Source organism: Alkalimarinus alittae, assembly GCF_026016465.1.
GTDB lineage: Bacteria > Pseudomonadota > Gammaproteobacteria > Pseudomonadales > Oleiphilaceae > Alkalimarinus > Alkalimarinus alittae.
Genome location: NZ_CP100390.1, coordinates 4,167,305 through 4,185,221 on the forward strand (window position 1 = coordinate 4,167,305; position 17,917 = coordinate 4,185,221).

The 17,917-nt window shown below is 43.8% G+C and carries 17 protein-coding genes; 8 read left to right on the forward strand and 9 right to left on the reverse strand.

All coding sequences use genetic code 11. The annotated features are described in order from the left end of the window. Positions 1 to 35 precede the first annotated feature (35 nt). Positions 36 to 1,055 (forward strand): tryptophan--tRNA ligase, encoded by a 1,020-nt coding sequence (gene trpS / locus NKI27_RS18915; protein WP_265047570.1) that lies wholly within the window; start codon positions 36 to 38, stop codon positions 1,053 to 1,055. 64 nt (positions 1,056 to 1,119) lie between these two features. Here trpS and NKI27_RS18920 read toward each other — a convergent pair whose 3' ends face one another. Continuing rightward, the gene (locus tag NKI27_RS18920; protein WP_265047571.1) at positions 1,120 to 2,127 is read right to left on the reverse strand and encodes a coiled-coil domain-containing protein; all 1,008 of its coding nucleotides are present in this window, start codon (positions 2,125 to 2,127) and stop codon (positions 1,120 to 1,122) included. Positions 2,128 to 2,355: 228 nt separating this feature from the next. Here NKI27_RS18920 and NKI27_RS18925 point away from each other — a divergent pair, with 228 nt between their 5' ends. From NKI27_RS18925 to ilvM, 3 genes are all read left to right on the forward strand, one after another. Then, positions 2,356 to 3,822, forward strand: a complete 1,467-nt coding sequence (locus NKI27_RS18925) for an aminoacyl-histidine dipeptidase (RefSeq protein ID WP_265047572.1) — start codon at positions 2,356 to 2,358, stop codon at positions 3,820 to 3,822. A 375-nt stretch (positions 3,823 to 4,197) separates the two neighbouring features. Then, positions 4,198 to 6,000: an acetolactate synthase 2 catalytic subunit gene (gene ilvG / locus NKI27_RS18930; RefSeq protein ID WP_406803177.1), complete on the forward strand. Its 1,803-nt coding sequence runs from the start codon at positions 4,198 to 4,200 to the stop codon at positions 5,998 to 6,000. Further along, positions 5,997 to 6,266, forward strand: coding sequence for an acetolactate synthase 2 small subunit (gene ilvM / locus NKI27_RS18935; protein WP_265047574.1), 270 nt, complete (start codon positions 5,997 to 5,999; stop codon positions 6,264 to 6,266). Before ilvG ends, ilvM begins: the two co-directional genes overlap by 4 nt. Positions 6,267 to 6,319: 53 nt before the next feature. Here ilvM and NKI27_RS18940 read toward each other — a convergent pair whose 3' ends face one another. Together NKI27_RS18940 and NKI27_RS18945 are read right to left on the reverse strand one after the other, a co-directional pair. Continuing rightward, complete coding sequence (locus tag NKI27_RS18940; protein WP_265047575.1) at positions 6,320 to 6,865, reverse strand: DUF924 family protein; 546 nt, start codon at positions 6,863 to 6,865, stop codon at positions 6,320 to 6,322. 52 nt (positions 6,866 to 6,917) lie between these two features. After that, a complete protein-coding gene (locus NKI27_RS18945; RefSeq protein ID WP_265047576.1) occupies positions 6,918 to 7,943 on the reverse strand; it encodes a phospholipase A in 1,026 nt (341 codons plus the stop codon). Between the two features lie 156 nt (positions 7,944 to 8,099). On the opposite strand from NKI27_RS18945, the gene NKI27_RS18950 reads away from it, so the two are divergent. Next, on the forward strand, positions 8,100 to 11,123 hold the full coding sequence (locus NKI27_RS18950) for a DUF748 domain-containing protein (RefSeq protein WP_265047577.1): 3,024 nt from the start codon (positions 8,100 to 8,102) through the stop codon (positions 11,121 to 11,123). A gap of 65 nt (positions 11,124 to 11,188) precedes the next feature. Here NKI27_RS18950 and NKI27_RS18955 read toward each other — a convergent pair whose 3' ends face one another. From NKI27_RS18955 to queC, 4 genes are all read right to left on the reverse strand, one after another. Beyond that, positions 11,189 to 11,935, reverse strand: a complete 747-nt coding sequence (locus tag NKI27_RS18955; protein ID WP_265047578.1) for a substrate-binding periplasmic protein — start codon at positions 11,933 to 11,935, stop codon at positions 11,189 to 11,191. A gap of 142 nt (positions 11,936 to 12,077) precedes the next feature. Next, positions 12,078 to 12,776, reverse strand: a complete 699-nt coding sequence (locus NKI27_RS18960) for a YfbR-like 5'-deoxynucleotidase (RefSeq protein ID WP_265047579.1) — start codon at positions 12,774 to 12,776, stop codon at positions 12,078 to 12,080. A 51-nt stretch (positions 12,777 to 12,827) separates the two neighbouring features. Then, positions 12,828 to 13,538 carry a 7-carboxy-7-deazaguanine synthase gene (gene queE / locus NKI27_RS18965; RefSeq protein ID WP_265047580.1) on the reverse strand — a complete coding sequence of 237 codons (711 nt, stop codon included), beginning with the start codon at positions 13,536 to 13,538 and terminating at the stop codon, positions 12,828 to 12,830. A 27-nt stretch (positions 13,539 to 13,565) separates the two neighbouring features. Beyond that, entirely contained in the window at positions 13,566 to 14,228 is a 663-nt protein-coding gene (gene queC, locus NKI27_RS18970) for a 7-cyano-7-deazaguanine synthase QueC (RefSeq protein WP_265047581.1), read from the reverse strand. A gap of 307 nt (positions 14,229 to 14,535) precedes the next feature. On the opposite strand from queC, the gene NKI27_RS18975 reads away from it, so the two are divergent. From NKI27_RS18975 to NKI27_RS18985, 3 genes are all read left to right on the forward strand, one after another. Then, positions 14,536 to 15,213 (forward strand): hypothetical protein, encoded by a 678-nt coding sequence (locus NKI27_RS18975; protein ID WP_265047582.1) that lies wholly within the window; start codon positions 14,536 to 14,538, stop codon positions 15,211 to 15,213. Positions 15,214 to 15,332: 119 nt separating this feature from the next. Then, positions 15,333 to 15,830: a 3'-5' exonuclease gene (locus NKI27_RS18980; protein ID WP_265047583.1), complete on the forward strand. Its 498-nt coding sequence runs from the start codon at positions 15,333 to 15,335 to the stop codon at positions 15,828 to 15,830. A gap of 249 nt (positions 15,831 to 16,079) precedes the next feature. Continuing rightward, on the forward strand, positions 16,080 to 16,577 hold the full coding sequence (locus tag NKI27_RS18985; RefSeq protein WP_265047584.1) for a hypothetical protein: 498 nt from the start codon (positions 16,080 to 16,082) through the stop codon (positions 16,575 to 16,577). A 240-nt stretch (positions 16,578 to 16,817) separates the two neighbouring features. On the opposite strand, the gene NKI27_RS18990 is transcribed toward NKI27_RS18985, so the two are convergent. Further along, the gene (locus NKI27_RS18990; RefSeq protein WP_265047585.1) at positions 16,818 to 17,228 is read right to left on the reverse strand and encodes a response regulator; all 411 of its coding nucleotides are present in this window, start codon (positions 17,226 to 17,228) and stop codon (positions 16,818 to 16,820) included. Between the two features lie 41 nt (positions 17,229 to 17,269). Next, positions 17,270 to 17,839 (reverse strand): hypothetical protein, encoded by a 570-nt coding sequence (locus tag NKI27_RS18995; protein WP_265047586.1) that lies wholly within the window; start codon positions 17,837 to 17,839, stop codon positions 17,270 to 17,272. Positions 17,840 to 17,917: the final 78 nt, after the last annotated feature.

Sequence of the window (17,917 nt, forward strand, 5' to 3'; positions counted from 1 at the left end):
CTCTTAAAATGGCGATTAGCATAGGTGGGTAGTCGATGAACAAACAACGGGTTTTAACCGGAATCACCACCACTGGCACTCCACACCTAGGGAATTATGTCGGAGCCATCCGGCCTGCCATTGAAGCAAGCCAAAACAATGATATCGAGTCATTTCTATTTTTAGCCGATTATCATGCACTGATCAAGTGCCAAGATCCTAAACAGGTACATCAATCAACCATGGAAATCGCGGCCACGTGGCTTGCGCTCGGGTTAGATACCGATAACACATTATTCTACCGACAATCAGATATTCGTGAAATTCCTGAACTGACATGGCTGCTCAGTTGCGTTTGCGGCAAAGGGTTAATGAATCGCGCTCACGCCTACAAAGGTGCTGTCGATGCTAACGTAGCCAACAACGAAGACCCCGATAAAGCCATCACCATGGGGCTTTTTAGCTATCCCGTATTAATGGCCGCCGACATCGTGATGTTTGGCGCCAATAAAGTCCCGGTTGGTAAGGATCAAATTCAGCATGTTGAAATGGCACGCGATATGGCGCAACGTTTCAATCATATTTATGCCAGCAAAAAACAACCTATTTTGACACTACCTGAATATGTGGTAGGCGATAACGTCGCAATACTACAAGGCCTTGATGGTCGTAAAATGAGTAAGAGCTATGGCAATACTATTCCATTGTTCTTAACTGAAAAACAATTGCAAAAACATATCAATAAGATACAAACCAATCTACTTGAGCCTGGCGAAGCTAAAGACCCCGACACCTCTACCGTCTTTCAGATTTGGCAAGCATTTGCCAGCGAAGCACAAACAGCTGAAATGCGTCAAGCATTTGCTGAAGGTATAGGCTGGGGGGATGCCAAGAAGCGTTTATTCGCGCTGATTAATGAAGAGATTGGCGAAGCTCGTGAGCGTTACAACGATCTAATCACACGCCCACAAGAAATTGAAGCAGAGTTGCAAAAAGGGGCAGAGAAAGCGCGCAAGCTAAGCCAAAGCATGATGGAAAAGGTGCGTACAGCCGTGGGTATTTATGGTTTAAAGTAGTGATTTTAGAAGAGTAGTCTATCGCGCCAAAATGGCGCGATTCTCTTTTCAAATACCCACTCCATTATGGCTCAAGTATTACCTGCTTTTCTTTTTCTGCTTTTAAAGAGGCTAATTCAGACTTAATCGCTTTATATGACTGGGTCAATTCATCCAACGTTTCTGCTAACTCATCTCGATTCACATTTAACACATCATGCTTCTCTTGAAGTGTCGCTAACTTCAGCTCAATGGCTAATTGTCGCTGAGCTTGTTCGGCTATTGCTTCCTCTTGTTCACCCATGACCAGTGCTGAGTCGATTAATTCCGCTTTTTTTTCTTCAAACGCTGCTGTCAGTGCTTGTTCACGCACGTCCATCTCTGCTAGTAAGGCTTCATGCTCAACCATAGCGGCTTTAATCTGCTCGTTCTCCTCACTCAAGCGGGCGATTAAGTCACTGCTATCATTTAGTTTATGAGCGCTCTCAGCCAACGTGCTTTCCAATTTTTTGCTCGCTTGCAGTAAGGCTTCTTTTTCTGAGGTCAAAGAAGCAATGGAGGCCTCTAATGCTTTTAGCCGAGTGTCTAGTTCTCTTTGCTTACCATTCAATTCATCTTCTTTTAGTACAAGCTTTTGCAGTACCTCCGCTTTTTGGTCTTCTGCCTTGGTCAGCACTGAGCTCAATTTATTAACGTTTTGATTAGCTTGAGTCAGACGCTGCGAAAACACATTATTCTTTGCGTAATAATCATACGTTAGATACCCTGAAGCAGCCCCTGCCATCAATAGTATCGGTAGCATAAACGATAACCGGCGCTTGCTCGCTCGCTGATACCCTTGCAGTTCATCAGCCCGTTTTGATTGGTCACTGTGAAACTGCTTAAGTTGTTGTTCAAGCTGTTGCTCTCGACGTCTAATATCCTGATCTTGAGCCGCCACTGACGCCTCTCGCTCTATGAGCGTTTGTTGCTTCTGTGCAAGCTTATCCTCTTGCCTCTGCTGCTGCTCTAAACGTCGTGTCAGGCGATCTTCCTGAACCTTTAATTCTCGTGCTTTACGCTCAATTTCTCGCTGTTCTGGTGACACCGCCATATAGGCTTCACTCCTAACACTCATGCTCAATGGGTTGATGAATTGACTCTAGGTTAATGTAAGTCTAGCCGAAAAAATAAAGCCGCAAGGATTATCCTAGGAAGGCTGATATCACCAGCCCTTTTCAAGACAGCTAGTTTTCTTTATTGTGTGACGCATAGTTTCAACCATTTATTCTCGCATGCGTCCCAATGTCTGTCAGACCGAGGCGCTTTAAAGGTCATCATTATGAATATCACACAACTTAAACCCCACTTAATTTGGCACTATTTTAATCAGCTGTGTGAGATTCCACGCCCGTCGAAACATGAGCAGGCACTAGTCACTCATATACTCAAGCTCGCTCATACGAAAAACTTAGACGCATTTACTGACTCAGCCGGCAACGTGATTATTAGAAAGCCGGCATCGAAAGGCCGTGAAAATGCTACCGCTATAGTGATGCAGAGCCATTTAGATATGGTGCCTCAAAAAACCGATGCCAGTACTCATGACTTCTTTACTGACCCGATAGAACCCTATATTGATGGCGAGTGGGTGACCGCTAACGGCACGACACTCGGTGCTGATAATGGTATAGGCGTGGCCGCGATTCTGGCAGTGATGTTAAGCGAAGATATCGAACATGGCCCACTAGAAGCACTCCTAACCGTTGATGAAGAAGCAGGTATGGGTGGCGCTACAAACCTTGAAGCCGGCGTGCTCAACGCGCGTTTACTACTTAACCTTGATACCGAAGAAGAGGGTGAACTGTATGTTGGCTGTGCAGGCGGTATCGACGTTAATATTGCTATCCCTGTTGAATGGGAAGCCATCCCCGACCATTACACGGCACTCAGATTATCAGTAAAAGATCTGAAAGGCGGCCATTCGGGTATTGATATTCATAAAGGGCTAGGCAACGCCGTTAAACTAGCAACCCGTATTGCGTTAGAGTCTCGACATGACTTTCCTGACCTTAGAATAAGTCGTTTTGAGGGCGGCACATTGCGCAATGCGATTCCCCGCAACAGTGAAATAACCGTAGTTTTACCTAAACAACAACAAGAAGATTTTGAAGACTATGTAAACGCTATGACGCTTCTTTTCAGAAGTGAACTGAGCGCGGCTAATGATACTGTTACCGCTGATATTCATCCACAGAACAACCAAAGCCCATCTAAATGCTTAACCAATGAGAGCCAATTACAGCTGCTTAATGCCCTTTACCGATGCCCCAACGGGGTTATAAAAATGAGCAGCATATTTGACGGTGTGGTTGAAACATCCAATAACCTCGCCACGGTATCTCTAAATGAACAATCTTGTGCAGCCCAATGTTTGGTGCGCAGTTCAGACAACACTGCCAGAGAAAAAGCCTGCGCACTCATTCAATCTGTTTTTTCAGAGGCAAACGCAAACGTTATTACCGATAACGCATACCCTGGTTGGCAACCTGCGCCAGCTTCACCATTATTAACCACCATGCAAAACGTCTATAAAAATACGTTTGGTAAGGACGCAAAAATACAAGTGATTCACGCAGGGCTTGAGTGCGGCCTTTTAGGTCAAAAATACCCTGAGTGGGATATGATTTCATTCGGCCCCACCATCAGAGGCGCTCATTCGCCCGATGAGCGAGTACATATCGAAAGCGTTCAACTGTTTTGGACCTACCTATTAGCGGCGCTAAAAAAGCTATCAACGCCAAAATAACCTAGCCAGACTTAACTGTTTTAACAAAAAATGGCCTTAGAGGGTTGCCAACCATAAGCATCTAAGGCTAGACTTTGCTCCATAATGATCAAATTTAGATCAGCCCATTAATCAACAGCGAGCCTTGCAAACACGTTTTGCTCGTTGAATCAGGTATAAAATACGTAATCATGAATCGCTCTATTATGCTCGTCGTCAATGTTCTCGTCCTGGTGGTCGTCGTACCGCTCCGGGGAGTTTTGCGTTGCTGAGTAAATAGTTAACTTAATACGTATAAAACCCCCGCTTCGAAAGAACCGGGGGTTTTTTCGTTTTTGGGTAACAGAAAAGACAATAATAGATCCCCGCCTTCGCGAGGATGACTCAATAGTGAAAATGAACAAGGACACAATCATGAACGGCGCAGAGAGTATTATCGCGGCATTTAAGACCCATAAAATCGAGACTATTTTCGGCTACCCTGGTGGCTGTATCATGCCCCTCTACGATGCGTTGGTCTCTGTCAGCGACAATACACCTGAGCAAGCATTACAGCATATCCTCTGTCGACACGAGCAAGGCTGTGCCTTAGCTGCTGATGGTTATGCTCGAGCCAGTGGTGAAATTGGCGTATGCATGGCTACATCTGGGCCGGGTGCCACAAACCTTATTACAGGGGTTGCCAATGCCTTTGCCGACTCAATTCCGATGCTAGTCATTACAGGGCAAGTACCAACGGCGCTAATTGGCACAGACGCTTTTCAAGAAACCGATATTCTTGGCATGACGCTAGGTATTGTTAAACACAGCTATTTAGTGACTGACGCTGATGAGTTGCCGAGCATTGTGGATCAGGCGATACAGTTGGCTCAAAGTGGCAGACCCGGCCCTGTTTGGGTAGATATTCCCAAGGATGTTTTATTAGCGCCTGTGAGCCGCGAGGCATTAATGGCAATTGAGTCTAATGCCTGCGAGACCTCACCTGAAAAACAAACACCTAGGCCTGACATAGCGATGCCAGCTCAGAAGGAAACAATTGGAAAAACATGGCAAGGCAATATCGAAAAAGCCCGCCAGTTGCTAGCATCTGCCAAGAAACCATTACTGTATAGTGGTGGCGGGGTTTCAATGGCCATGGCAGAAAATACGCTTAGAACGTTTCTTGAAGAAACCCAAATACCCTGCGTAGAAACCCTAAAAGGGTTGGGTAATAGCGGTCGCTCATATAGTCACAACCTTGGAATGCTTGGAATGCACGGCTCTAAAGCGGCAAACTTAGCCGTTCAAGAGTGCGACCTACTCATATCGGCAGGCGCACGGTTCGATGACAGGGCGACCGGTAACGTTAACACCTTTGCACCTAACGCTCATATTATTCAGATCGAGTGTGACCCTGCTGAAATATCAAAGTTAAAAGCCTGTGATATTGCCTTACAGGGTAATTTAGCCGAGATATTACCCGCATTAAGCATGCCTCTAGATATTACCGAATGGCAGAAAAAGTGCACCATTGACAAAAGAACCAATGGTTTTTGCCGTCCAGCCAATAGCGAGCAAACGACTCCGCATGAGACGATCAATGGCCCTGACTTTGTCGCTATGTTATCGCGGTTAAGCCAAGATAAGAGCATTATCAGTTGTGACGTTGGCCAACATCAGATGTGGGTTGCACAACACTACACGTTTAATCACCCAAGAAGCCATCTCTCCAGTGGCGGTTTAGGTACTATGGGTTTTGGTTTACCCGCTGCCATCGGCGCGCAGTTTGCTATGCCTGACCACACCGTTATTAATGTGAGTGGTGACGGCTCGTTTATGATGAATGTACAGGAGCTAGCGACCATAAAGCGCCACCAATTACCGATCAAGATTATTATTCTTGATAACCAATGCTTAGGAATGGTGAGGCAACAACAGGAATTATTTTATAAACAGCGCTACAGCGAAATCGACCTTTCAGACAACCCAGATTTTCTTAAAATGGCCGAAGCCTTTGAGATACCCTCGCACTCAATCACGCAGGCGAGTCAGATGCGACGGGCAATCGAAACACTGTTTGCCTATGAAGGGCCGATGCTGCTCCATGTAAAGATAAACAGCCAAGAAAACGTTTGGCCGATCGTTAAGCCCGGTTCAGCTAATAGCGAAATGATTGATGAAACTAGCCATACTCAACAAACAAAAGGGAGTGCAGCATGAGCCAGATAGCCTACAACCAAACAACCATTCAATTTAGCGTAGAAAACACACCGGCTATTTTAGAGCGCTTGCTGCGCACCATCAGAGTAAGAGGCTTTGCATTAGACAATATGGTCATGAAATCTAATGACCAACTCATGGAAATAGAACTGAGTGTATCCGGCGAGCGGAGTATTTCTATGCTAATTAATCAGTTAACTAAATTAGTCGGTGTAAAGGATATCTGCTCGCTTGATAAATCAACACGCGAGCGAATGTCAGCATGAGACTCTAAGGGCTCAGGTTAAATCGCATAGCCATGAATTAAATAGGCTATGCGTTAAAATGACGAGCCCGGTGATTCTAGAAAATCTAGTTCCTCAGTGGTAGACGCTCTCCCCAAGGCAGCGTTACGATGTGGATATCGACCATACCGGTCTATAATTTCTTTATGGCGATATTCAAAGTGCAGTTTTTCCTCCAGCCCTGGCTGACTAAATAACGGCACTGCCTGCTCATGAATAAGGCGAGACTCACTATGCATATAAGGCATATAGATAAACCCCTGTTGCTCTACAGGTAAGGCTTGGTCTAGCGTTAACTCAACCGCACGCTGAGCCAACACCAATGCAACGTTATCATAGGCAAACGCTAACGCTTGATCTCGAAACATATTACGAGAGAACTGGTCTAAAATAATAATCTCAGCTAAACACCCTTCTGCACTTGAACGCCAGCGATAGAGCTCGCCTTGCGCGGCTGCTTGGTGAGTCATAAAAAATCGATCTTTAATGACCTGATCAAAAGCAGCATCTTTTTCAAACCATTGTTTAGGCGTGGTTTCATGAAACCAAAATTCAATAATATCGCGACTATTTACCATCATATTTTTCACCTATGTATATAAGCGTTATCTAACCTAACACTCTCAAACGGATTTAAAGCATATCCGTTAACATAATCCCTATACCAATGCGCTCTATCTGATAGTTATAATCAATCAGGCTCTCACCATAGCCATTATAGTACTGAACATAACCTTTGAGTCGGCCCCACAAGGGAAAGCTCACACCGACTTCAATCGCACCATTGCCTTCTTCAAAGTTGTACCGTGTCATGCCTGTAAACTCGACATCTTTATGGGAGTACACCCCGTGTAATTCATAGTGCCCTAAATAGTCTTCAATATCTGGGTTGTCATCCCCTTTAGGTGGTGGAGGCGTTGTTGGGTCGCCATCATCGACTTTAGCCTGCTCAGGGATTCTATACCAAGGCTGAACGTAAACACTCCAGTTGTTTTGTGCAAAACCTACGCCTGCATAAATTCGGTTCCAGCTTCGGCTTAACAGTTGTGAGCGACCATTGGATTCGTGCTCAATACCGACCCGAGTCAATAACGTTCCGTTCCACGGTTCAAACGGAAATGATGTTTCATAATAAATTTCAGGGCGGTAATTTGTCTCTCTAAAAGGGGCAGAAATATCTGGACTATAAAGCTGCCAAAAAGACTTCAGTGTAAAACCAAAGTAAATGCCATCATTTTCATACAATAATTTAGAGTACGTTAGCGGCACTTTAAGGCTAAGCTGAAGCTTAATCTCTTCATTGTTAATCGGGTCAGTAATGCCTGGGTAAATATCTTGTTGGTATGGCTGCTGGTTAGGCGAGTCTATATAGCTATAAGCGAGAATATAATTTTGGCGATGTGGCGTAATGACAAATGGGTTAAATTCAGTATTTTTCTCTTCTATTAACCGCGCAGGCACTTCTACTGCAGCCGCTCTCAAGCGCTCACAGTTTTCTTTTAGTGTTACTAACGATGACTCTGGCGTGGCATTTTTTACGCCTTCTAAAATACAGTCATCGGCTTCATCAGCCATCGCACCTGCGGAAACAAGTACTGACGTCAGCCCCCCTATGATGTAGCTGTTAGCGCATTTTTTATTGATATTCCATTTATCCACACGTCTACCCTGCCTTTGTTTTTTAGGACACCTTTCAATGCCGAGTTAACCTATAATTAATGAGTTTTGAACTATACTTTTTGTTAAAATATTTTATCTCAGTTTTATTTTGATCTACTACTCTGAATTCATCAGTTTTCAGCGCAAGGAACTCACGTGTACGCACTCTCAAAGATTACTAGTCGCTATTGGTATCGGTCACGCCTTTTTTGGCTTTTATTCATTCTATCCAGCTATACCATTGCTGGTTTTTTTATTCTTCCGAATGTCATCAAAGATATAGCGATTGAGCAAATAGAACAAAACCTAGGCTGGACAAGCAGCATTGAAACGGTTGAGCTTAATCCATTTACACTTACACTAACCATTAACCAATTTGCAATACAGGACGAACAAGGTAAAACCGTTGTATCGTTTGATCGCTATCACAACGATATTGAGCTTCGCTCACTTATTGAAGGTGCGGTAACATTTTCCAACCTTGAGCTGATCGCCCCGTATGTCAAACTGGTCATTGATGAAAACGGCCAGACCAACTTCCAAAAAGCAATCGAGAAGGCTCAAGCAGACAAACCTGTAGAGGCTAGCACAACAGATGACAATAACGCTAAGCCGCCTAAACTTTTATTTGATAGCATTCTCGTTGATGGCGGTGAAGTAGAAGTCATAGACCACACACAATCTGAGTTAATCGAACATCAACTCAAGCCCATCAGCTTTGCCTTAACTAACTTTTCTACGTTTGTGAACAAAGCAGGCGCTTACCAATTAGATATTGCCCTAGGCACCGGTCAGCAGTTAGCTTGGAGAGGAAACCTCGGCATTGCTCCGTTCCACTCAAGCGGCTTTCTAAAAGTAGAAAATATAAAAGCTGAGCGGCTATGGGCATACGCACAAAATCAAGCACCCTATACACTCACACACGGTCTTATCGGCATCGAAGGGCAGTATGATGTCAGAATGACTGAAAGCGAGCCCTTATTAGAGATTAGTAATGCCACTATTACCCTAGATAAGCTACTACTCGCACTTAATGCAACAGACGATGCATTTTTAGATATCGACAAACTGTCTATTGGTCCGCTTGATTTTAATCTAGCCAAACAAAAACTAGATATCAGTCGTCTCGCTATCGACGCATTATCACTCAATCTTGAGCGTGACGCTCAAGGCCAGCTAACATTATTAGCGCCTTTTGCTCAAACGTCGGTTACCGAAAAACCGTCCTCTGGCGCCCAAGCAGAATCAAACGCTGACACGACTGCTTCAACTGTAAACGCCTCAGTGCCTGCGGATAAACCTTTTCTATGGTCGATTGGCGAGATTCAGCTAAATAAAAGCCGCCTCAATATTACCGATCGACAACCCTCAACGCCGGCAAAAGTAACCATAGAGAATATTAACAGCCGTTTATCAGGTCTAAGTCAGGACATGACCAAGAGTCTCGATTTTGGGCTTTCTTACTTTGTTGAAAGCTCCGGTAAAAGCGAGATTAGCGGGCAGGTAACACCCACACCCCTTAATCTTAAAGCCGCGATTAACATCGACAACCTAGCACTGCCTATTATTCAGCCGTACCTTAATGACCATGTCAGAATAACCCTTGAAGAAGGTGCGCTTTCAGTAAATGGCAACCTAACCCTGGCGTCTGACTCTAATAGCAACGTAATGAATGGTGGCTTTGATGGGGCCGTTAGCATTAATCAATTCAACACCACAGATCAAACTATCAATGAGCGCTTAATCGGTTGGCAAAGTCTTTCAATTGAGCCCATCAAGGTAAACTTTAACCCACTCTCCATTGATATCAACGACATTCGTTTTGAGCAACCCTATGGCCGAATTATCGTCACTGAAGACCGCTCTACAAACCTAGCTCAGCTGGTTGTCGCAAATAAAGCACCTCAACAGGCGGTTCAAGAATCCACAACGGTAGAGCCAACACCGATTGAACCAGCAACCGAAAAAACGGCAGCAAAAACTGAACCGCTACCCTTAAATATCAATCGCATTTTATTTAATAACGGCGCAGCTTATTTTGCTGACTTATCATTAACGCCTCAGTTTGGTACCAGCATTCAGAATATCAGCGGCGAAATTAGTGGCTTAACCTCCAAAAACGCCGAAAAAGCCTCCGTGGATATTAAAGGTACGATTGAAGACTACGGAAAAGCACTGATAAAAGGCAAAATCAACCCGCTCAGCGGCGACTTGTATACTGACCTAGCCGTCAAGTTCGATAATATCGAGTTATCAACAATGACGCCCTATTCTGGCCGCTATGCAGGCTATAGAATCGATAAAGGTAAGCTAAACCTTCACCTTAACTATAAAATCGATAAACGCATGTTAGTAGGCGAAAACCGACTGATTCTCGATCAGTTTGAGCTAGGCGATACCGTCAATAGCGAAGAGTCTATTAACCTACCATTAGAGTTAGCGCTCGCCATTCTAAAAGACCGTAACGGTGTTATCGATATCGACTTGCCAACCCGAGGAAACCTTGATGATCCGAACTTCAAAATCAGCGGGATTATTCTAAAGGCGTTCACTAACGTCATTACCAAAGCCGCTACTGCGCCGTTTTCGATGATCGGAAGCCTAGTTGGTGGAGATCCAGAGGCGCTCAATTCAGTCTCTTTCGAGCCAGGCAAAGCAGCATTAACAGCCGAGCAAACAGGTAACCTTGAAAAACTAGCTAAAGCACTCAATAGCCGTCCACAACTCATGCTTGAGATAAGAGCAAGTGTTGACGAAAGCCGCGATGGAGAAGCACTCAAGAAAGCGAAGCTAGAAGAAAAACTGGCGGCACACGGCAGTCAACAACGTACTGCTGCACTTGAAAAAATTATTACAACAACATTTGGTCAGACTGCGATAGACCAGATCAAGGCTACCGTCGCTTCATCCGTTAGTAACGAGAATGAGACGACCCCAGAACAAGCCACTATCAATGCTCAAGCCTACGAAACAGCACTTTATAACTCCGCTTTAAAAACCGAACCGGTTTCTAGCCTAGAACTGACAACTCTCGCTAAGCTGCGCATCACCAGCATCAAAACACAGCTGGTAGCGCAAAATAACGTACCCAATGACCAAGTATTTGCACTACAGCCCTCACTGGAAGGGCAAACAAAAGAGGGTCGAGTCATCACTGAGTTTAACTTAACGACTCGATAATTGACGGCACACAAACTACGTGCACGTCGCTATGAACGAGGTATTGAAACTAATCGATGGTGAGCCTAATCAAGTCGATTTCGCTTAATACCATACTTTTTTTCTAACTTAGCAATGATACCCTCTGTCTGTAGACTGTCGATGAGATGATTTAGCCCGCCCACCGATATTGCAGCGCCTTTCCGTACTAGCATTCGGTGCAAATATTCTTGGTCTAGCTTATTGGATATTAATAGCTTTTCGCGGTCTTTCGGGTTTTGGGCAAGGTAATCATTCAAGAAAGATTGCGTAACTACCGCGATTTCAGCCAGTTCAGGGCGATCTGTTAGGATTAACCGTATATTTCTTAAATGATCAGTCGAGAGTAGCACATTAAAGTGCTCTGACAGGTAATCTTCATCGGAATTAAAGTTCGCAAAGCCATAGTGATAACCCAACATACCGACTATGCGCTTACTGGCGATATCATCAAAAAATTGCTGATCGCGCTCTGGTCGATTATAAGCAATATAAACCTCGGCACCGTGCATAAATACGTTAGACGCCTCAACCGGTTGTTCTGCCCAACCCCAGCCAGAATTCTCAAACATGATAAGATCATAACGGCCTACCGAAAAATCCATATAACGACGTTTTGATGAGGTGGGAAAATACTTAAACGTATACTCACTTTGAACTTGGTTTAAATGTTCAATCAAATCAATGGTGATGCCGTGATTAGGTTGTTGTATATCGCCTGAACTAACGAAGGGGGGAAACTCATAACCACCGACAGTGATAACTGTTTCAGCTTGGGCAACAAAAACAGTCATACTCAAAATGGCCAACAGCGAGTAACGAATAAAACACATTTTAAATCTACCCAATATCTTAGAAGGCTGTAAGGTCACCCATCATAGAATATTCCATTATGAGCATAGATTAATTTTGGTTAAATTATACACAAAAAATGCATTAATACTCGAATTTTATCTGCGCATCCTCTCCTTCTAGCAACGCCTCTAAAACCTTTCCGGCTTCCGCCCATTCAAACTCAGGAAACATAGCTTGAGCACTGACTATTTTATCTGCGTAAGCTTTTTTTAGCTTCATCTCAATGCTATGGGTATGAGATATAGGCTGCTCAAAAAATGTAGCGACTTTGTCTTTTATACCCGCCTCTTTCACTAATGATTCTGGCAAGAATGACACCAGGCTGTTAATAGCGTGCTGAGTTATTTTGGCTTCGTAGTTTCCTTGGCCTTCTTGTTGTATATAAACAATAGCATCAGCCCAGTCTGCCAGCTTAGCAATTTCTTTTAACGGCGTGTTCTCCATCTTCTGGTCGAGCTTTCGCAGTGGAGGGTGAATCTCATAATCAAACTGCTTAAAAACATCGGCTTTATCGCCCAGCATGGCTTCTAGCTTACGCTTACTCACTGACGGTAAATCCCCCCCTATAAGCTCAGGGAGATCGTGATTAAGACAATAATCAACCAACAATATTTGCTTTTCAGCCGTGTAATAATCGGCACTTAAGATTCGCCTTGCCAATGCTCTAGCGATCATAGTGACCATATAATGATGCTCGGCCAGATACTGTGGTCTACCATGCTTAACGCTATTCCAACGAACCACATGACCGCTTCGAACAATATCTCTTAAACTTAACATCGTACTCAATTCCTAGAAGGTTATAGCACCACAAAGGCAAGCGTTACTCGTCTAATCAATACCTAAGATCTTATGCATCTGTAATGTTAGTCGCCATTGGGGGTGAGCAAGACAGTAGTCCGTTGCCAACCGCATATTCGTTGCCTTTTTCTCATCTCGCCCTGCGATAATTAGAGGGTCCGCCATCGGTGATAAAAAATAGTGCTGTGCTTTTATGTGCTCAAAGCGCTCAGGCTTTGCCAATGGCTGCGGAAATACGAGTTTTATCTCATTACACTGCATCAGCACCACTTCAGCATCAGCTTTAGGGCTTACACAGAGCCAATCTATGCCTTTAGGGGCAGGGCGAGTACCATTGGTTTCAACACCTACTTCAAAGCCTAGCAAGTGCATTTCATCAACTAACACCTCATTAAGCTGCAACAAAGGCTCCCCGCCAGTAAAGATCACATAGGGCTTAGTTTTGTTGCTGTCAGCCGTTGTCGTTGTGCCCCCTGCGGCTTCTATCCCAGCATCCCAAAGGACTTTTATTGCGTTAGCGAGTGCCTGAGGGGTGTCAAACGTACCACCATTTTGGCCGTCTGTTCCGACAAAATCGGTATCACAGAAATTACATACGGCATCTGCACGATCTTGTTCACGCCCAGTCCATAAATTACATTTACTAAAACGACAAAAGAGAGACGCGCGGCCAGACTGAGCCCCTTCACCTTGCAGGCTATAGAACATCTCTTTAACGCGATACACATTAACGCTAGGCATGGGTTTCCTTTCAGGAAATAACAACGATTAAACGGACTCGTAAGGCACGGGGTCGGTCATGCCGTTTTTAGTGAACGCTTCAAGACGCTCTTGGCACGAGCCGCACTTACCACAGGCACGATCACGCCCGTTATAGCAGGTCCAGGTTTTACCATAGTCTAGCCCCATCGCAAGCCCTGTACGTAAGATATCTATCTTATTCTGCTTAGAGAACGGGGCAATAATATCCACAGCCTCATAATTTGCGATCTGCGAAACTGCGTCCATTTTGTCTATAAATTCAGGTCGACAATCAGGGTAAATGGCATGATCTCCCCCGTGAGCACCATAATAAACTGCGACGGCATGTATCGAAACCGCATAGCCGATGGCTAAAGAAAGCATGATCATATTGCGGTTAGGCACCACTGTCGATTTCATACTTTCTTCTTCATAGTGCCCTTCAGGAATTTCGATATCGTCGGTTAAAGAAGACCCAAGCAGCAGCTGGTTAATCGCTGTGATATCAACAATTTTATGAGGGATCGCTAAGTCATCACACACCTTTTGTGCATAATGAAGCTCTTTAGAATGGCGCTGACCATAGTTAAATGATAGCGCATAGACCTGCTTCCCTTCTTTAATCGCCTTGTGCAACAAGGTGAAGGAGTCCATCCCTCCTGAATAAATCACCACGACTTTTTCAGACATAATTTTCCAATCGGTAATAACGTAGCTAAGTTCCTAAGACTTTTGTTCGACATTGCGAACACCTTTATGGCGCAAAAGTCTCATCCCGCTAGGCAGCTTAACTGCCTAAAATGTCTATTGTACGGCTGCAGCAAGTCAGGGGAAAGGCTCTTCCCCAATAATTCATACTACACCGCCTAATGTTAATAGTGACCAGAACCTCATTTGATACAAAAACCTAAACGGAAGCTACGCTAATCTGCTATAACTAATACTAATATCGGTACGTTTTTGAAGCGTCTATTCAGTATTTACTGAGGAATAAGCCATGCCTGCAGAAGTCACTACATTATCTATGACGGTTACTATTGTTTGCATCATAGCGGCCTGCTTATCGCTGCTTGCCAGTTACCAACTAATGAAACCACTACCCGCTAAAGTATCTGCCAAATCAACCGCACGTCCTCTAACGGGGCTACTACTTTTAGCAAGCGCTGTGTCATGGTCTTTACTCGGTATTAATGCCGATAACACGTTATTACAAGGTAGCGATTCACTCGCGTCGATTAAGATTATAGAGTCACTGCCGTCATCTGCAGCCGGAATTGCACCCACATTTGAAGAAATTCAAGTGTCTGACAGCGCGCTTGCTGAGGCGCGCGCCATTACAGCTGCAGAAGAAATCGCAGAAGAACCCAAAAGCCCTGACTTTCAAAAACTTAGAAGCCACGTCACTCAGCTATTATTTAACTCTGACGAATTCAATTCAAGCGAAGACACGGTGTTAATAGACCTTTCACATGACCGTCACAAGGATATGATTAAGTATCTTGCAGACGAACGTCCAGGGTTACTCACCGTGATCTATCATAAACAGCAAGATACAGGCTCAAAAATGATTGTCTATTTCCCCGAAATAGCAGGTAATCAACTGATCTACACGCCACTAACAGGGCCGTCTTCACGCTCTTTATCAAAAGCTGAAGCACAGAGCAGTAGCAACTAATCAGAGCCTTCTCTAAATTACAAATTGCAGGGGCAATGACAAAACCGTTACTATAACCATTGTTCAAAGCCCTTCGGTTTTCAAAATCAACAACACAAGAGTGCAATCCCCTAGTCAAAATGAATTCTCCATCGCAACCTGTTTTTATTGATTTTGAAGCATCCAGCCTAGACCTGGTTGCCAGTTACCCTATTGAGGTAGGCATTTGCCTTCCAGATAGTAGCACCCATAGCTGGCTTATTAAGCCTCACGTGCTATGGAATGATTGGTCAGAATCAGCTGAAGAAATTCATGGTCTCTGCCGTCAGCGCTTAGTAGACGAAGGTATCGAGGTATATAGGGTCGTCAAAGAAATGAATGAGCTGCTAAGTGGCGATATTTTTTGCGATGCTTGGACATTTGATAGTTTCTGGATGCACCGTTTATTTAAGGCGGCAAAAGCTAAACCAACCTTTCATTTAGACTCTATTTCTATGTTGCTAAATGAAGAGCAGATTTTAAAGTGGCAAGACGTTCGTCAACAAGTGATTAGCGAAATGGATATCGTGACTCACAGAGCAGCCAATGACGCAATGATTTTACAAGAAACGTGGAAACGACTTCAGCACATTAAGTAAAAGCGAAAAGAAAGAAAAGAAAAAAAGGGGCAATAATGCCCCTAAATGAGAGCTTGTTACACTGGGTTCAACAGAGTATTTGCTACTCGAAAGGAGAAATGAAAAAACGCCCTACGGGTTGTTTCAACATGGTGTTATTATTCATCAGACAAAGAATGAAATCTGTACGCGAAAGCCGGTAACGGATAAGTACTTTCCACCATTCACTGCACAATTTACGGTATCACTCGCTCGGCAAGGAGGCCGTCGATGTTTATCCGCACGTATATTCAGGGTCATACTATAGACCTTTACACCTCAGGTTATGCATTAACCGTTTACATTACCTTTATTTTCTCCTTGGTTTATTTTTTAGCCGCATTTAACGGCTATAAATACACCCACACTCATGGTAAAGGAGTGAATAACTACCAGCATCAACGAAATAAAATCATTGCTATCATGGTGCCAATGGGGGACGATTCGATTGAGTATACACCGTTTGATTATTCGTTGGATGAGCAGGTGGTTACTTATGTGACGGGTGGGGTGAGGTCAACAAATGAAGACACCCTGTTTAGAACAGTAAACTACAAAGACGATATCGCGAAAATACCCAAAGCTGACTTAGAGTATGCTCTCAGTCTAGTAAAAGAGACCAATTTTCATTCTGTAATCTATAAAAACAAGTGTTATTACAAAGCAAAGGTATCAAATTTCTCACCTCACGCAATAAATAGCAGCAAATTTAAGACCCCTATACGTTGAGGTTTATATGGGCGACAATATTTTTTGCAGGGGTGTTCGCGGGCGTATATTTAGACATGTTAACCTTCCTGGTCGCTGTCAATTAGGCAATCCTTGCCAAATTTCGATCTAATCAATCGTTTTGAATTGATGAATTATACGGGCATTTAGTGACAGCCTCAAAGAAATACAAAGGGCATAACCCTATGCCCTCGTCACTCATCACTCATCACTCATCACCCTACCTACGAATAACAAGCACTAAAACGCGTTGTTATCCCTAATAGCATCATCACCCACATCGTTGGTCATAATATAATTATTAATAACATCTAATATTTTTTCATAAGAATACGGTTTCACTACGTAACCGTTAGCACCAGAGCTAATAGCCGTTTGGATGCTTTCGATCGAATCATCGGCTGTCACCAAAACAACAAATAGCTTTTTATTCAAGCGTTTCATCGCTTTAAGCACCGAAAGCCCATCCATATCTGGAAGCCCAATATCTAACATAATGATGTCATAGTGGGTTTCTACGCAAGCTTCTAGGGCTTTTTTTCCGTCTCCGGCTTCACCAATAGACTCTACGCCGACTTTTTCTAACGTATTTCGAAGCAAATCTCTCATTTCTGCTTCATCTTCTACCATGAGCACACTGGTTTTGCGCATGACATTTACCTCATTATTTTAAAAATTGTTAGCCCGCAACCTCAACGTTGGGGCGTGTTCGTTTCTTCACTTTTATCTTGTTCAGCTTTAGGCTGTATTTTTAGAGGCACAGGAGCTTCACCTTCATAAGGGTCGTAAGCCTCTTCTTCTAGCGCCTCATCATCGCCTCCGTGAGACGTAATAATACTGCCAATACTCACTGCTGTTGAATACAATGCAATCGCGATGATCAGTAATACAGGTTGCACAAAAATAACAAAGCGGGGTACTTCAGCTTCGTTTATGATTTTGATAATCAAAATCAACGCCGGGCCTAATACCACAAACAGCGTCACAGCAATAAAAAACACAATACGCTCTTTATAGCGCCCAAGATCTTGCGTGCCAATCAACCCCAATACAAACTTACCCACGCCCATACCTGCCAAAATGGCGGCAGCGATAGATAAATCAGGCTGCTTGAGCATTTCAATACCTTCTTCATTCCACATTCGCTGAAGCGCTATCACTAAGAATGGAAAGAGAATAAACAAAATATCGGCATAGGTGCCGTACATAGTGTTTACAAAATACTTCTCTGTTTTTTGATCTTTTAAATCATACCTGTTCATTACTAACCACTCTGTGCGTTGCTTTCCACTCTAGTCTTTAGCATAGACCATGAATGAGCATTGTTAATAAAACCATTA

Excerpts from the sequence above, each read along its gene's own strand:
- NKI27_RS18980 (WP_265047583.1), top strand. The coding sequence starts at position 15,333 with ATGAATTCTCCATCGCAACCTGTTTTTATTGATTTTGAAGCATCCAGC.
- NKI27_RS18995 (WP_265047586.1), bottom strand. The coding sequence starts at position 17,839 with ATGAACAGGTATGATTTAAAAGATCAAAAAACAGAGAAGTATTTTGTA.
- NKI27_RS18955 (WP_265047578.1), bottom strand. The coding sequence starts at position 11,935 with ATGACTGTTTTTGTTGCCCAAGCTGAAACAGTTATCACTGTCGGTGGT.
- NKI27_RS18975 (WP_265047582.1), top strand. The coding sequence starts at position 14,536 with ATGCCTGCAGAAGTCACTACATTATCTATGACGGTTACTATTGTTTGC.
- NKI27_RS18960 (WP_265047579.1), bottom strand. The coding sequence starts at position 12,776 with ATGTTAAGTTTAAGAGATATTGTTCGAAGCGGTCATGTGGTTCGTTGG.
- NKI27_RS18990 (WP_265047585.1), bottom strand. The coding sequence starts at position 17,228 with ATGCGCAAAACCAGTGTGCTCATGGTAGAAGATGAAGCAGAAATGAGA.
- NKI27_RS18940 (WP_265047575.1), bottom strand. The coding sequence starts at position 6,865 with ATGATGGTAAATAGTCGCGATATTATTGAATTTTGGTTTCATGAAACC.
- NKI27_RS18920 (WP_265047571.1), bottom strand. The coding sequence starts at position 2,127 with ATGGCGGTGTCACCAGAACAGCGAGAAATTGAGCGTAAAGCACGAGAA.
- NKI27_RS18925 (WP_265047572.1), top strand. The coding sequence starts at position 2,356 with ATGAATATCACACAACTTAAACCCCACTTAATTTGGCACTATTTTAAT.
- NKI27_RS18985 (WP_265047584.1), top strand. The coding sequence starts at position 16,080 with ATGTTTATCCGCACGTATATTCAGGGTCATACTATAGACCTTTACACC.
- queE (WP_265047580.1), bottom strand. The coding sequence starts at position 13,538 with ATGCCTAGCGTTAATGTGTATCGCGTTAAAGAGATGTTCTATAGCCTG.
- ilvG (WP_406803177.1), top strand. The coding sequence starts at position 4,198 with ATGAACAAGGACACAATCATGAACGGCGCAGAGAGTATTATCGCGGCA.
- trpS (WP_265047570.1), top strand. The coding sequence starts at position 36 with ATGAACAAACAACGGGTTTTAACCGGAATCACCACCACTGGCACTCCA.
- queC (WP_265047581.1), bottom strand. The coding sequence starts at position 14,228 with ATGTCTGAAAAAGTCGTGGTGATTTATTCAGGAGGGATGGACTCCTTC.
- ilvM (WP_265047574.1), top strand. The coding sequence starts at position 5,997 with ATGAGCCAGATAGCCTACAACCAAACAACCATTCAATTTAGCGTAGAA.